Source organism: Variovorax sp. Varisp41 (assembly GCF_047325085.1).
Classification (GTDB): domain Bacteria; phylum Pseudomonadota; class Gammaproteobacteria; order Burkholderiales; family Burkholderiaceae_C; genus Variovorax.
Genome location: NZ_CP168540.1, coordinates 1,596,991 through 1,611,129, shown reverse-complemented (window position 1 = coordinate 1,611,129; position 14,139 = coordinate 1,596,991). Strand labels below are relative to the sequence as shown.

The window sequence follows — 14,139 nt, the reverse complement described above, 5'->3', positions numbered from 1 at the left end:
TGGGGAAGGACGGAAGAAATGACGAATGCCTGGATCCGGCGCGCGCTGCGCCTCGTGTACGCCCTCGGCGTGGCCGCGACGCTCGCCGCCTGCGGTGCATTGCCGCCCGCGCGCGAACGGCCCGCCGAGCATGCCGCCGCCTTCGATCCCTCGACCCGGCTGGCGAAGATCGCCGAGGCCTCGACGCCGCCCGGCGAGCACTCGGGCTTCCGGCTGATGCCGCTGGGCGTGTATTCGCTCGACGCGCGCATCCAGCTCGCGCAGCGGGCCCAGCGTTCGCTCGTGGTGCAGTACTACCAGCTCGAGAACGACGCCACCGGCCGGCTGCTGCTGCGTTCGCTGCGCGAGGCGGCCGCGCGCGGCGTGCAGGTGCGCCTGCTGGTCGACGACCTCTACACCATGAAGAGCCAGCAACTGCTGCTGGCGTTGGCCGCCGTGCCCAACGTGCAGGTGCGGCTGTTCAACCCTTTCTGCTGCGGGCGCGGCGGCGGGCTGCTGTCGCGCTTCGCGGCTTCGCCGCTGGAGATCGCGCGGCTCAACCACCGCATGCACAACAAGCTGTTCATCGCCGACGGCGCGATGGCCGTGGTGGGCGGGCGCAACATCGCCGACGAGTACTTCGTGCTCAGCGAGGCGCAGAACTTCATCGACATGGATGCGCTGGTGGTCGGCAAGGTGGTGCCGCAGCTCGAATCGATCTTCGACACCTACTGGAACAGCCGGCAGGTCTGGCCGGTGGCCGACATTGTGACGGGCGAGGGCGGCCGTGCGCCGGGTGCCGCCGATTTCGACGCCTGGATCGGCATGGCCGCGCCGCCGCCGAAGATCGTGCTGCCGCCGGTCGACATCCTCGGCTACGGGCCGATCGCCGAGGAACTGGACGCGGGCCGCATGGGCCTGTTGTGGGGCGAGGCGCGGGCCATCGCCGATCCACCGACCAAGCCGACCACCATGACCGCCGAGGAGGCCATCGCCACCAGCGTGACGATGAAGGTCTGGACCCTGATGCTCGACGCGCAGAGCGAGGTCGACCTGACCTCGCCCTACCTGGTGCCGGGCGAGCGCGGCATGGCGGCCTTCGAGGAGCTCACGAAGCGCAAGGTCAAGCTCACGCTGCTGACCAACTCGCTGGCCGCCAACGACGAACCGCTGGTGCACACCGGCTACGTGCGCTACCGCGAGCGGCTGCTGCGCAGCGGTGCCGACGTCTACGAGCTGAGCCCCAAGCGCACCAGCGCGGGCGAGCGCTTCGGCATGTTCGGCAAGTCGCTGGGCCGGCTGCATGCCAAGACCGCGGCCATCGACAAGCGCCGCATCTTCATCGGCTCGATGAACCTCGACCCGCGCTCGGCCAGCCAGAACACCGAGATGGGCGTGGTGGCCGACAGCCCGCAGCTCGCGCGCGAGATGCTGCGCGTGATCAACATCAGCAAGCTGCAGAACTCCTACCGGCTGCGGCTGGCCAAGGGCACGGGCACCCTGGAATGGCTCACGACCGACGGCGAGAAGGAGCTGATCCTGACCGCCGAGCCCGAGTCGGATTTCTTCCAGCGCTTCTACAACATGCTGATCGCCCCGATCGTGCCCGAGATGCTGCTGTAGCCTCGGGGGGATGGCGCAGACCTTCACGTCCCTTTCCGCCCCGCAGGTGATGCTGTGGGGGCTGCTGTTCTTCGGCGGCATCTACCTCGGCTTCGGCGCGCTCAATGCCCTGCTGACCCGGCGCGTGCTGCCGGCGCTGGGCATCGGCCGGGTGCTCGACCCGCGGCCGCTGCAGCCCGGGCAACTGCGGCGCGAGCTCACGCAGTCGGGCATCTCCGTGCTGATCTTCGGGCTCGGCATGGTGTTTCCCTGGGGCCTGCTGCAGCTGGGCTGGGCGCGGCTCGATCCCGATGCGGGCTGGCGCCAGGTCGTGGCCGAGATCGTGGTGCTCGCGCTGTGGAACGACGTGCATTTCTGGCTCAACCACCGGCTGCTGCACACGCGCTGGCTGCGGCGCTTCCACGGGCCGCACCACCGTTCCTTCGTGACCACGCCCTGGGCCACCTACAGCTTCCATCCGCTGGAGGCCGCGATGCTCGGCAACGTGATCCTGCTGCCGATGGTGCTGCACGACTTCAGCTTCTGGTCGCTGGCCTCGGTGCCGGTATTCAGCCTGTTCTTCAACAGCGTCGGGCATTCGAACTACGACTTCTTCCCGCGCGTGTCGTACAGCCACTGGTTCGCGGCCAGCCGCCGCCATCACCTGCACCACGCCTGCCACAACGGCAACTACGGCTTCCAGTTCACCTTCATGGACCGGCTGTTCGGCACCCGCATCGCGGCCGACGCGGCCGAGCCGCTGTTCCGGGGCTTTCGCGACAGGCAGCGCGGCCGTGCGGCCACGCACGATGGCAGGCCGGCCTGAGATGCCGCGGCTGCGTCACTGGCGCGACTGGCAGAGCCTGTTCTATCTGGCGGCCTTGCCGGCGCTCGCCGCCTGGCAATGGGTGCACGGCTTCAGCCTCTGGCTCTATGCGCCGATGCTGTTCCTCACGCTCGGCGTCGGCGTGATCCACCACAACCACGTGCACCTGCGCATGTGGCGCGGCCGGCGCATGAACCGGTTGACCGACTTCTGGATCACGCTGCTGCAGGGCCATCCGACCTTCGTGTTCTGGCCCGCGCATGTGGCGAACCACCACCGCCATCGCCATGGCCCGAAGGACGTGGCGCGCACCTACCGCTTCGACGGCGACACCAACCACCTGCGCGGCTACCTGCTGCATCCGTTCCAGGCGGTGTGGGTGCTGTTCCCGCTGTTCATGGCGTGGCTGGGGCGGCTGTATCGCCATCGGCGCGGGGCCTGGCGCTACTGCATGGCGCAGTACGCGCTGTGGCTCGCGAGCTGGGCCGCGCTGTTCGCGCTCGACTGGCGCAAGGCGCTGGTGTTCGTGATCCTGCCGCAACTGCACGGCCTGCATTGGTTGCTGGCCACCAACTACCTGCAGCACGCGCATGCCGACGGGCGCCGGCCCGCACGGGGCGCGCGCGGCGATACCCCGGGTACTCCGCTGAACTACGCGCGCAATTTCGAGGGCTGGGTCAATCCGCTGCTGTTCAACATCGGGCTCCACACGGCGCACCACGAGAACCCGCATGCCCATTGGTCCGAGCTCACGCATCTGCATCGCACGCATTACCGCGCGCGCGTCGATCCGTCGCTCAACGAGGGCGGGCTGGTGCCGTACATGGCGCGCGTGTTCGTGCTCGGCGCGCTCTGGCCGCGATGGCGCAGCCGACCGCTGATGCCGGGCGATTCCTTCACTTCCTGACACATGCCAGTTCCCTTCCAACGCGTCTACCTCGAAAGCGCCGGCTACTTCATGCCGGGCGACCCCGTGCCCAACGAGCGCATGGACGACTTCATCGCGCCGCTCAACCGGATGTCCGAGCGCATCAAGCGCCGCATCCTGGCCGAGAACGGCATCCGCACGCGCCACTACGCGATCGATGCCGAAGGCGCGACGCGCCACACCAACGCGCAGATGGCGGCCGGCGCGATCCGCGACTGCCTGCGCCGCGGCGGCGCCGAGCTGTCGCGCGTGTCGCTCTTGGCCAGCGGCTCGTCGGGCGGCGACACGCTGATGCCCGGCTTCGCCAACATGATCCAGGGCGAGCTCGCCGCGGCGCCGATGGAGACGCTCGCGGTGCACGGCATCTGCGCGGCCGGCGTGTCGGCGATCCAGGCCGCGGCGCAGGGCATCGAGCTGGGCGCGCACCGTTCGGCGCTCGCGGTGGCCAGCGAGATGCCCTCGCGGCTGTTCAAGCGCTCGCGTTTCGCGGCGCGCGGCTACGAGACCGACTTCGACTCGCACTTCCTGCGCTGGATGCTGTCGGACGGCGCCGGGGCGCTGCTGCTGTCCGATGGCGCGCCCGCGCTGGCCGGCTCGCCGGGCCTGCGGCTGCGCCTGAAGTGGGTGCACCAGCGCTCGTTCTCGGGCGACTACCCGGTCTGCATGCAGCTGGGCCTGACCGAGGACCGCGCGCGCGGCCACCTCGACTTCGCCTCCTGGTCCGAGGCCGAGGCGGCCGGCGCGCTGTCGCTGCGCCAGGACATCCGGCTGCTGCCGCACCTGTTCGACATCGGCATCCACGAGTACGCGGGGCTGGTGCGCGACGGCTGGGTCGATCCGAAGCGCGTCGACCATTTCCTGTGCCACTACTCGTCGGAGAAGTTCATCCCGGTGGTCGAGGACCTGATGGCCAAGGCCGAGCTGTCGATCCCGCGCGAGCGCTGGTGGAGCAACCTCGCGTGGCGCGGCAACACCGGGGCGGCGTCGATCCTGGTGATGCTGGCCGAGTTCCTCCACACCCGCGCGCTGAAGCCCGGCGAGCAGGTCTTCTGCTACGTGCCGGAGTCGGGGCGCTTCATGGCGGCCTACATGCTGTTCGAGGTGGAAGCGGTGGAGGCGCCGCCCGTGACGGTGGCGCCGCGCGCCGCTGCAGCCACGGCCGACGACGAGCTCGTGATCGCGCCGCCGCACGACCCGGCCGCCGCGCCCGAGGGCCTGGGCGCGCTGCTGACCGAGCTGGCCGCGATCTGGCACGACTACCGCTCGCGTGTCTGGCGCACGCCGCTCGTGCGGCAGATCCGCGAGCGCCGCTTCGCCGTGCCCGACTACCTGAACTGGATGGAGCAGTGGGTGCCGCAGGTGCGCGAAGGCAGCCTCTGGATGCGCGAGGGCGCGGCCTCGCTGAGCGAGCCGTACCAGGCGCTGTCGTCGTTGATCGGCGTGCACGCGGGCGAGGAGCAGAACGACTTCCAGATCCTGTTCAGCGACTACCGCAAGGCCGGCGGCACGGTCGAGCGCATCGAGGACCTGCGCCGCAACCCGGGCGGCGAGGCGCTCAACGCCTACCTGCATGCACTGGCCGCCACGCGCGACCCGATCGGCCTGCTGGGCGCGATCTACATCATCGAGGGCACGGGCCAGCGCATCGTGCCGGCGCTGCTGCCGCTGCTCAAGGCCAGCCTGCGGCTGCCGCCCGATGCCTTCCGCTTCCTCGAATACCACGGCCACAACGACGAGAACCACCTGAACCGCTGGCTGCTCGCGGTCGAGATGGTGATGGCCGTCGAGGGCCAGGCGCGCGCCGCGCGCCAGATCGCCGACACGGCGCGCCATACGGCCGCCCTCTACCTGATGCAGTTCCAGCACATCACCGAGCGGATTTCCCATGCGAACGCCTGAATTCCTGGCCCGCGGGCACGACGAGCGCGACCCCAGCCCCTGGCTGGCGCTCTACCTCGACCAGAGCACGCCGCTGCCCGACGAGGTCAAGGCGGCCTGGCTCGCCGATTCGAGCTCGGGCTCGCGGCAGTACCTGCTGCCATTCCTGCGGCCGATCGCGCGCGCCACCATCATCCTGATCCAGGTGGTGAAGGTGTTCGTCCCGCGCAACTGGTCGCACTCGCGGCTGCTGCACCGCATCCTGGCCTGGGGGTTGCGGCATTTCGTGTCGCCCGAGGCCAACTGGCTGATCCTGCGGCACTTCCACCTGGGCTCGCAGGTGCTGGCCTTCATCGGGCGCAATTCGCCGGCGCCGGTCGCCACTTCGCCGCTGGAGCCGCCGGACATCGAGGCGCTGAAGGACGACATGTTCCTCAAGCACGACCTCAACCTGTTCAATTTCGTGATCCGGCTGAACCAGGCGCTGCGCGACCGCGGGCTGGCGCTGGGCAAGGCGGAGGCGCCCGATTTCTCGATGATCCGGGAGCCCGCGCTGCGCCTGGAGGACATGCCGCACGGGCGGCTCAACTTCCTGGACCTGCAGAGCGCCATCGAGCTGTTCACGCCGCTCTATCAGCTGATGTTGACCGACAACGACTTCTGGCGCGCCGCCAACTCGCTGCAACTGGATGAAACCATCGGCATCTATGCCGCCACCATCCTCGCGGCGCCCGAGCACCTGATCCTGGTCAACAACAAGCACCCGCTGGTGCCGCTGTCGACCCTGCGGGCCGGGCACCGGCTGGTGATCCATGGCCTCTCGACCGAAATGCTGCACAGCCTGCTGCAGCGCATGAAGGCCGCAAGGCACGGCGAAGGCGGCGAATCCGGCTTCGTCCCGGCCGGGGAAGAGGCTTCGGCCGACACCCCGCCACTTGCATAGGGGTATGCTGTCCCCAGATGCAGACCATGAACACGACCCACACTCCGTCCCCCAAGACCGATCTGTCGGTGACCCATGTGCTGGCCCAGTTGCTCGAGCGGCTGGATCACAGCAAGGTGCCCGTCGGTGCCGAGCAGTACCGCTCGGTGGTCGCGCACCTGGTGCACGAGTTCGAAGACGTCGAATCGGGCGCCGACCTCAGTCGCCTGCTCGACGCCTATCCGGCCGCCGCCGAGGTGTACGAGAACCTCAATTACCAGCACGCCGGCCTGTGCCGCTCCGCGCTCGACGCCTCGCTGGCGGCCGAGACCCGCGCCAGGGAAGCGATTGCGCGCGCCATGCGCCGCCCCGAACCGAAGAAGAAGGAAGAAACCGATGGCCAAGGCTGAGGTGAAGACTGCCGTCCTGGAAGACGGCCTGCGCTACAAGTCGAAGACGCCGGGGTCCCCGTTCCGCGCCTCCGCGTCGTTCAGCGGCGCCACCATGTCGTGCTTCATGTGCGGCAAGCACCGCGTGCGCTCGCAACTGCGCACCCGCCAGGTGCTCGGCAAGTCCCAGACCGTCTGCGCGCCGTCGTGCAAGGCGCTCGACGAGGCGCTGGAAGCCGCCGCGGCCGCGCCTTCGTCGCCCGAATGACGCAACGCCCGCAAGGGCGTTATTCGGCGCGTCTCGTCTAGCACGGCGGGGCGACGCCTTGGCGACATGCCCGTGCGGGCATCGCGTCGTGCGACTTCCATGATGGCCGCAATAGTTATACAGTTAGAAACAATTGATGCATGTAATTGCATTGGTAAAAAAGTTCTAATTTCAGGCCGACATCAGATGATTTGCAGCAAGGCAATGGGTGCTTTTGGCGTAGTGCGGCCGTCCGCGCGCGCAAAAGGAAGCTGCCGTGGCTAAACCGCGTCACGTCGTCATGCAGGTGGTCAAGCGGTCCTCGGGCAGCGCGTCGCACCATGTGGAATTCGTGATGGACGACAACTTCGCCGAACGCCTGCGGCAGTTGCGTTCGCTGGTGCCGCCGCTGGGCAGCCTCAACAAGCAGCGCGACCTGGTCATCGACAAGGTGCGGGTGCGGCTGCCCAACGCCATCTGGCGCTCGGGCCATGGCACCGACAGCAGCGTGGACGGTTCCTGCATCGTGATCGCGGCCGAGGGCTCGTTCAACTGCGGCGGCAAGGACCGCCTGACGCGCGAGAAACTGGTGACCTACAACTTCTCGATCGCGCGCCTGGTCGAGCTGCACGGCGAGCGCCCCGAGGGCGAGACCTTCTACATCCGCGACGGCACCTTCGCCAACGACGAGCCGGCCGAGTCGCCGGCCGGCCGCTGGGTGGCCTCGATGCATGAGCTCGAGGCCGTGATGCGCGTGCCCGATGCGCCCTCGGACTTCGACACCCTGCACGAGGTGCCGCTGCGCGTCGATCCGCAGCAACAGGCGAGTGGCACGGTGCCGCAGCACCGCACCACCTTTTTCTGAAGCGCCGTGCTCAGGCCGCGGCGGCTTCCGGCTGCGCCGCGACAGCGCCGACCGGCACGTAGGCCGCGCGGTTGTCCACGAGCCAGCGCTCCGACAGGCTGCTGTCCTGCTGGGTGGGATGGAAATCGGCGCGCAGGTAGCGGCGCCACATCGCGTAGTTGCCGCGCAGCAGCCCGTCGCGCGCGAGCAGGATGCGCGCGGCGCTCTTCCAGGTCGACCACTTCCACAGCTGCTTCTCGTGCCGCAGGTTGGCCAGCGTCTGGTGCATCAGGTCGCCGAGGAACATCAGCGTGACGCGGCGGAACCAGCGCGTGCGCCATTCGTCGGAGCCGCCCGCGGCTCGGTAGACGTCGAAGGCCACGCTCTTGTGCTCGAGCTCCTCGGCGCTGTGCCACAGCCACATCGTGCGCAGCCGCGGCTCGGCGCCGTCGAGGATCTGCGGATGCGCGAGCAGCCACTCGGCGAACATGGCGGTGAAGTGCTCGGTGGCGGCCGTCACCGCGAGCGCATGGCGGGGGTCGGCGCCTTCCATCAGCGACAGCCGCTTGCTCGCGCGCTCGGTCCAGCGGTCGACCAGGCCCTGCTTCTCGAGGTGGGCGTTGAACAGCGAATGGATGCGCCGATGCGTCGCTTCCTGGCCGATGAAGCCGCGCACCTCGGCGCGGTACTGGTCCTGGGTCTCGGGCGGCAGGGTGGCGACGGCGTCGCGCACGGCGTCGATGAAGAACTGCTCGCCGAAGGGAAAACTCATCGACAGGGCGTTGAAGAAGGCGGTGGAGAATGCATCGCCGCCGCACCAGTCGCGGGCAAACGGGGCCTGGAGATCGATCAGAAGGCGGCGGACGACGAGTTCGGTGCTCATGAAGACAATCCTCGTGAATCGGAATGGTGGTGGCAAGGGGTGTGGTACAGATGCGTACCGCAATGCCTGCATGGTGCCTCCGGATGCTTGGTACTGTCAAGTACCAGTGCATAGGAAAATGTTCCGTTCATGAGTGCCGTCACCGACAACACCTCCCAGACTCCGGTCGAATCGCGCAACGAGCACTACCACCGGCTGCTCGAGGGCATGGCCCGCGCGGTGGCCGCCAAGGGCTACGCCGACACCACCATCGCCGACATCGTGCGCGAGGCCGCGGTGTCGCGCCGCACCTTCTACGAGCACTTCGCGACCAAGACCGAATGCCTGATCGCGCTCTACGAGGCGGCCAGCCACCTGGCGCTGCAGGCGGTCAGCGAGGCTTTCGACCCGGTGCAGCCCTGGCATGCCCAGGTGGAGCGCGCGATCACGGCCTATTTCGACTATCTGGCGCAGGACCCGGTGCTGCTGCGCACGCTGTTCGTCGAGATCCTGGGCCTGGGCATGCCTGGGCTGGTGGCGCGGCGCCGGGTCAACGACGAGATCGCGAACTTCATCCAGGCCGCGATCAACAGCAGCGGCACGACCGGCCCGGGCCCGCAGGCGCACCTGACGAGCGAGATGGCGATGACGGTGGTCGGCGGCATCAACGAGCTGGTGCTGCAGGCCATCGAGCAGGAGCGCGCGGGCGACCTGCGCGAGCTGGTCGCGCCGGCCACGCGGCTGGTGCGCGCGGTGGCGGCGGAAAGCCAGCGCTAGGCTGCGGCCCTGCGCCGCGGCGTCGCCGCGAGCCACAGCGTCAGCAGGCCGGCCAGCAGCAGGGCCAGCAGCACGCCCAGGTGCGGCAGCACGTCGTGCAGCGGCGCACCCATCTGGTTGAGCCGCAGCGAGGCCTGGATGCCGGCCGTGCTCGGGAACAGCCAGCGCAGGGCCTGCAGCGGCGCGGGCAGGGCCTCGACCGGCCACGAGAAGCCCGACAGAAAGGCCATCGGCAGGGCCGTGAACAGCAGCACTTGCAGCGCCCGTTCGCGGTCGCGGAACCAGCAGCCCAGCAGCAGGCCCAGCGTGCAGATCGCGGGCACGTAGAACGCCAGCAGCACCAGCGCGCCGAAGGGGTTGCCGCCGCGCGGGTAGTCCTGCAGGAAGAACACCCAGCCGAAATAGAAGATGCCGCTGAGCACGCCGAAGCCCGACAGCGCCGCCAGCCGGCCCATCCAGCCGCTCATCGAGGCGCGCAGCCGCCGCGCCTCGGCCCAGGTGCCGGCCAGCATGGCGGTGCCCATCAGCAGCGTCTGCTGCAGGATCAGGAGCGCCACCGCCGGCACCACGTAGCTGCCATAGCCCTCGGTGGGGTTGAACAGCGCCACCAGTTGCGTGACCAGCGGGCTGCGGCTGCGCGCGGCCTGCACGGCGCTCTGGCCGCCGGCCTGCAGCTTGCGGATCTCGACACCGGCCGAGACTGTGCCCACCGCCTCCGAGAAGCCGTAAAGCACCGCCTTGTTGAGCAGCGCATAGGCGCCGTTGCCCTCGATGCTCACCACCGCCGGCAGTCCGCGCAGCACGCTGCGCTTGAGGTCGGCCGGCAGCAATGCATAGCCCTCGATCTCGCCGCGCCACAGGGCCTGCTGCGCCTCGCGCACATCGGCCGTGACCAGGCGCACGTCCAGCCGCGGATTGGCCATCGCGAAGCGCGCGATCTGGCGCGACAGACCGGTGTGGTCCTGGTCGACCACCGCCACCGGTACCCGGGTCACGGCCTGCGTGCCATAGGGCCAGGGGTAGAAGAAGCCGTAGATGATCGGCGCCAGCAGCATGATCAGCAGCACGCCCTTGTCGCGCAGCACGGCCAGCGCGGTGTCGCTCCAGGCGGCGCCGAAGCGGGCGAGGGCGCGGTGGTGGTCCATCAGCGGCCGCCCCACGAATCGGGCGCGCGCGCCGCGCGGCCCAGCGCGGTGGCCGTCGCGGCCAGCAGCACGGCGGTGCCGACCACCATCCACAGCGGCGTCGCGGCCGAATAGGCCAGCGGCGCGCCCATCTGCAGCTGCTCCATCTGCACGCGGACGTAGTGGGTGTAGGGCAGCAGCGCGGCCCACAGCTGCGCCAGCGCGGGCATGGCCACCAGCGGGAAACCCACGCCGCCGAACGCGAAGGCCGGCGCGGTGATGAAGCCGGTGGCCGACAGCGCGGTGCGCAGCGAGCGCGTGAGCGCCGCGACGAAGCCGCCGAGCGCGATCGACAGCGCGAGGAACACCACCAGCGCGAACAGCGTCCAGCCGAGCGAGCCCACCGGATGCCAGCCACGCCCGGTCGTGATCCACAGCATGGCGGTGATGCCGACCAGCGACAGGCTCGCGAACGGCAGCGCGAGCTTGCCCGCGAGTGCGGCCAGCGCCTCGTGCCAGCGCGGCGCGGCGCCGAGCCAGCCGCCGATGCTGCGGTCGCGCAGCTCGCGGCCCACGGCCCAGGCGCCGGCGGTCATCGCGAGGATGTGCAGCAGCGCCGGGATCAGCGCGGCGCCGAGGAACTGCTCGTAGTCGCCCGAGGTGTTGAAGAGCGCGACGGTGCCGGCCTTCAGCGGCTCCATGGTCGCGCGCGCGGCGATCATCGATTCGCCGCGCTTGTTGCGCACCGCGAGCTCGACCCCGCCCGAGACCGTGGCGACCACCGTGCGCACGTCGCGCTGGATCAGGCTCGAATGCGTGCCAAGCTGGGCGTTGTGCAGCAGCACGACCTGGCCTGCTCGGCCCTGCTTGACCTCGCGGTTGAGATCGCGCGGCAGCTGCACCGCGGCATCGACCGCGCCGCTGGTGAGCGCGCGCGCCATCGCGCCTTCGTCGTCGAAGCGCTGCACCACGCGCAGGCCCGGCGTGGCATCGAGGAAGCGCACGATCTGGCGCGACAGCGCCGAGCGGTCCTGGTCGAGCACGCCGATCGGCAAGCGCTCGGGCAGGCCGGCCGAGAAGATCCACCAGATCAGGAGTACCGCGAGCAGCGGCACCCAGGTGATCATTGCGAGGTCCCAGGGCCGCGCGCGCAGCAGCGCGAACTCGCGCCGTGCGCTGGCGGTGGAGAAGCCGCGAAGGCTCATGTGCTAGTCGACCAGCACGCTCATGCCGGGCCGCGCGCCCTCGATCGGCTGCAGCGGCCGCGCGCGGACCTCGAAGGTGCGCACGTCGAAGCCGGCGCCGGCGCGGGTGGCGCGCCAGGTCGCGAAGTCGGGCAGTACGCCGCTGTAGTAGACCTTGAAGCGCGCCGTGCGCCGGTCCTCGGCCAGCGCGGGCAGGCGGGCCTCGAATTCGCTACCCATCGCGAAGCGCGGCAGCCGGTCCTCGCGCACGTTGAGCACCACCCACTGGTCGGCCAGGTCGACCACCGTGACCACGGCCACGCCCTGCGGCGAGAGCTCGCCGACCTTGGCCAGCACCTTGGCCACCTCGCCGGCGACCGGGCTGCGCAGCTCGGTCTCGGCCTTGGCGGCTTCCGCTTCCGCGACCACGCCGGCGACCTGGCGCGCCTGCGCGCTGGCCGCGGCCTGGTCCTCGGGACGCGCGCCGGCGCGCGCCATGTCGTATTGCGCCCTGGCGGCGATCGCCGCGTCGCGCGAGGCCTTCCAGTTGGCCTCGGCCTCGTCGCGCTTCTGGGCGCCCACCCGGCCTGCGCGCGCGAGGCCGTCGACGCGACGGAACGAGGTCTGCGCGAGCTGGGCCGCGGTCTCGGCGCGCTGCCATTGCATGCGCGCCATCTCGATCTCCTGCGGCCGTGCACCGTTCTGTGCCTTCTGGGCCACGGCCTGCGCGGCCTGCTCGGCGGCGGTGGCCTGCGCGAGCTTGGCGCGCACCTCGGGGCTGTCCATGCGCACCAGCACCGCGCCGGCCTGGATGCGGTCGCCTTCCTTCACCAGCACCTCGGCCACGCGCGCCGTCACCTTGCCGGCCACGTCGGTCTCGCGGGCCTCCATCTGGCCCTGGAACACCTCGGGCGCGGGCCGCGAGGCGCGCCAGAAGCCCCAGGCCAGCAGCGCCAGCACGAGCAGCGCGGCCAGGATCGCGATCAGTTTGCGGGTCTTGGCACTCATCATTCAGTTCACCTTCACGTCGGCACGCGCGATGTAGTCGGAAAAGCGGTCGGACAAGCCCGCGCTCTCGAGCAGCTGGGCCAGCGCCTGCACGTACTCGTTGGCGGCCTGCGCGCGCTCGGTCAGCACCTTGGCCTGGTTGGTCTCGGCGTCGATCAGGTCGAGCGTGGTGCTGGTGCCTTCGCGCAGGCCCGAGGTGCGCAGCTTCAGCACCTCGCGCGCCAGCTCCACCGAGGCCTGCATCTCGAGGTACTGGCGGCGCGCGTTGTCGAGCGCACGCCAGTTGCGTTCCACCAGCAGCGAGATGTCGCTGCGCGCCTGCGCGCCGGTGCGTTCGGCCTGCTCGACCTGCTTTTGCGACGCGGCCGAGAGCGCATCGCGGTCGACCGAGTCGTACAGGGTCCAGCGCACACCCAGGCCCGCGACCCAGTCGGCATTGCCGCTCTTGAGCTGGCGCGTGCCGAAGGCGATCACCTGCGGGCGGCGCAGCGCTTCCTCGCCCTCGTGCAATTGCTCGGCCTGCGACTTCTTGGCCGCGACCTTCTCGAGGCCCGGGTGGCGGTTGAGCGCCGAATCGATGAACCAGCCCAGAGGCTCGACCGGCGCGCTGATCACGAACAGCGGCGTCTGCGGCGCCACGCGGCCCTCGGCGCGCACCGTGCGCGCCAGTGCCACGGCCGCGAGCGCGGCGTCGTTCTCGGCCTTGCGCGCGTTGCGGCGCGCCTCCTCGTAGGCCGCGCCGGCCTGCAGCCGTTCGACGCGCGAGATCACGCCGGCCGCGAGCATCTTCTGCGCCGCCGCGTCGTGCTGCGCGATGGTGCGCTCGGCCTGCGCGCGCAACTGCGCCGCGCGCTGCGCGAGCTGGGCGCCGAAGTAGCGCTGCACCAGCAGCGTGTCGACCTCGTGGCTCGCCTGTTCGGCATCGGCCTCGGCCTCGCGCGTCTGCGCCGACACGAAGCCGCGCACCGCGTCGGTGGCGCCGCCCAGGTAGATCGGCCAGACCGCCGACACCGAGGCGTTGGAGCCGGTGTCGTGCCGGTTCAGGGTGTAGCTGTTGGGCAGTTGCGGTATCGGCACGCGCGCGATGAAGCTCTGGATCGAGGGCGGCAGCGCCTGCCCGATCTGGCCGAGCTTCTGGTTGAGCGGATCGAGGTCGAGGTTCAGGTTGGCGTTGTACGCATAGGCCAGGCCCGACACGCTGACCACCGGGCCGCCCAGCCGCTTGAGGCCATCGCTCTGCAGCTGCTTGGCCTCGACCGCCGCGCGCGCGGCGGCCAGCTTGTCGGAGCGGTCGAGCATGCGGGCGCGCGCGGCGTCGAAGCTCAGGGAGGTGACGTCGTCGGCTGGCGAAGGCGCCTGTGCGAAGGCCGTGCCGCCGGTGGCCGCGAGCAGCAGCGGCGCCAGGGCCTGGAGGAGGGCGTTGCGAAGGTGAAGGTGTGTCATCGGATTCGAAATGCCTGGCGCGCAAGCGTAGCGGGCCGGCGCGGCCCGGTCACGCGAAACGTGGCGCGCGCACCTCGCTTCGATGGGGTGCGTTTTCCGGCGCGCAAGAAAAACGGGGCGACGCCG

The 14,139-nt window shown here is 70.1% G+C and carries 14 protein-coding genes; 9 read left to right on the top strand and 5 right to left on the bottom strand.

Going from position 1 to position 14,139, the window contains the following annotated elements:
- Nucleotides 1-18 precede the first annotated feature (18 nt).
- The 8 genes from ACEN9J_RS07510 to ACEN9J_RS07475 all read left to right on the top strand — a co-directional run bounded on the left by ACEN9J_RS07510 (nt 19) and on the right by ACEN9J_RS07475 (nt 7,636).
- Nucleotides 19-1,602: a phospholipase D family protein gene (locus ACEN9J_RS07510; protein WP_413763714.1), complete on the top strand. Its 1,584-nt coding sequence runs from the start codon at nt 19-21 to the stop codon at nt 1,600-1,602.
- A gap of 10 nt (nt 1,603-1,612) precedes the next feature.
- The gene (locus ACEN9J_RS07505; RefSeq protein ID WP_296789204.1) at nt 1,613-2,407 is read left to right on the top strand and encodes a sterol desaturase family protein; all 795 of its coding nucleotides are present in this window, start codon (nt 1,613-1,615) and stop codon (nt 2,405-2,407) included.
- Complete coding sequence (locus tag ACEN9J_RS07500) at nt 2,391-3,314, top strand: fatty acid desaturase (RefSeq protein WP_413763713.1); 924 nt, start codon at nt 2,391-2,393, stop codon at nt 3,312-3,314. The genes ACEN9J_RS07505 and ACEN9J_RS07500 overlap by 17 nt, the downstream gene beginning before the upstream one ends.
- 3 nt (nt 3,315-3,317) lie before the next feature.
- On the top strand, nt 3,318-5,234 hold the full coding sequence (locus ACEN9J_RS07495) for an iron-containing redox enzyme family protein (protein WP_413763712.1): 1,917 nt from the start codon (nt 3,318-3,320) through the stop codon (nt 5,232-5,234).
- Nucleotides 5,221-6,156 (top strand): DUF6999 family protein, encoded by a 936-nt coding sequence (locus ACEN9J_RS07490; protein ID WP_413763711.1) that lies wholly within the window; start codon nt 5,221-5,223, stop codon nt 6,154-6,156. The genes ACEN9J_RS07495 and ACEN9J_RS07490 overlap by 14 nt, the downstream gene beginning before the upstream one ends.
- A gap of 17 nt (nt 6,157-6,173) precedes the next feature.
- Nucleotides 6,174-6,545, top strand: a complete 372-nt coding sequence (locus tag ACEN9J_RS07485) for a hypothetical protein (RefSeq protein WP_057592506.1) — start codon at nt 6,174-6,176, stop codon at nt 6,543-6,545.
- The gene (locus ACEN9J_RS07480) at nt 6,532-6,792 is read left to right on the top strand and encodes a hypothetical protein (protein ID WP_057592505.1); all 261 of its coding nucleotides are present in this window, start codon (nt 6,532-6,534) and stop codon (nt 6,790-6,792) included. The genes ACEN9J_RS07485 and ACEN9J_RS07480 overlap by 14 nt, the downstream gene beginning before the upstream one ends.
- Nucleotides 6,793-7,048: 256 nt before the next feature.
- On the top strand, nt 7,049-7,636 hold the full coding sequence (locus ACEN9J_RS07475) for a hypothetical protein (protein ID WP_413763710.1): 588 nt from the start codon (nt 7,049-7,051) through the stop codon (nt 7,634-7,636).
- 10 nt (nt 7,637-7,646) lie between these two features.
- Here ACEN9J_RS07475 and ACEN9J_RS07470 read toward each other — a convergent pair whose 3' ends face one another.
- The gene (locus ACEN9J_RS07470; protein ID WP_057592503.1) at nt 7,647-8,498 is read right to left on the bottom strand and encodes a metal-dependent hydrolase; all 852 of its coding nucleotides are present in this window, start codon (nt 8,496-8,498) and stop codon (nt 7,647-7,649) included.
- A 129-nt stretch (nt 8,499-8,627) separates the two neighbouring features.
- Here ACEN9J_RS07470 and ACEN9J_RS07465 point away from each other — a divergent pair, with 129 nt between their 5' ends.
- Nucleotides 8,628-9,254, top strand: a complete 627-nt coding sequence (locus ACEN9J_RS07465) for a TetR/AcrR family transcriptional regulator (protein ID WP_209540631.1) — start codon at nt 8,628-8,630, stop codon at nt 9,252-9,254.
- Here ACEN9J_RS07465 and ACEN9J_RS07460 read toward each other — a convergent pair.
- Genes ACEN9J_RS07460 through ACEN9J_RS07445 form a run of 4 tightly spaced genes read right to left on the bottom strand, consistent with a single transcriptional unit; the run spans nt 9,251 to nt 14,013 of the window.
- Nucleotides 9,251-10,399: an ABC transporter permease gene (locus ACEN9J_RS07460; RefSeq protein WP_413763709.1), complete on the bottom strand. Its 1,149-nt coding sequence runs from the start codon at nt 10,397-10,399 to the stop codon at nt 9,251-9,253. The genes ACEN9J_RS07465 and ACEN9J_RS07460 overlap by 4 nt on opposite strands.
- Nucleotides 10,399-11,583, bottom strand: a complete 1,185-nt coding sequence (locus ACEN9J_RS07455; protein ID WP_261213829.1) for an ABC transporter permease — start codon at nt 11,581-11,583, stop codon at nt 10,399-10,401. Before ACEN9J_RS07455 ends, ACEN9J_RS07460 begins: the two co-directional genes overlap by 1 nt.
- Nucleotides 11,584-11,586: 3 nt before the next feature.
- A complete protein-coding gene (locus ACEN9J_RS07450) occupies nt 11,587-12,573 on the bottom strand; it encodes an HlyD family secretion protein (RefSeq protein ID WP_413763708.1) in 987 nt (328 codons plus the stop codon).
- Nucleotides 12,574-14,013 carry a TolC family protein gene (locus tag ACEN9J_RS07445; protein WP_413763707.1) on the bottom strand — a complete coding sequence of 480 codons (1,440 nt, stop codon included), beginning with the start codon at nt 14,011-14,013 and terminating at the stop codon, nt 12,574-12,576.
- Between the last annotated feature and the right edge of the window lie 126 nt (nt 14,014-14,139).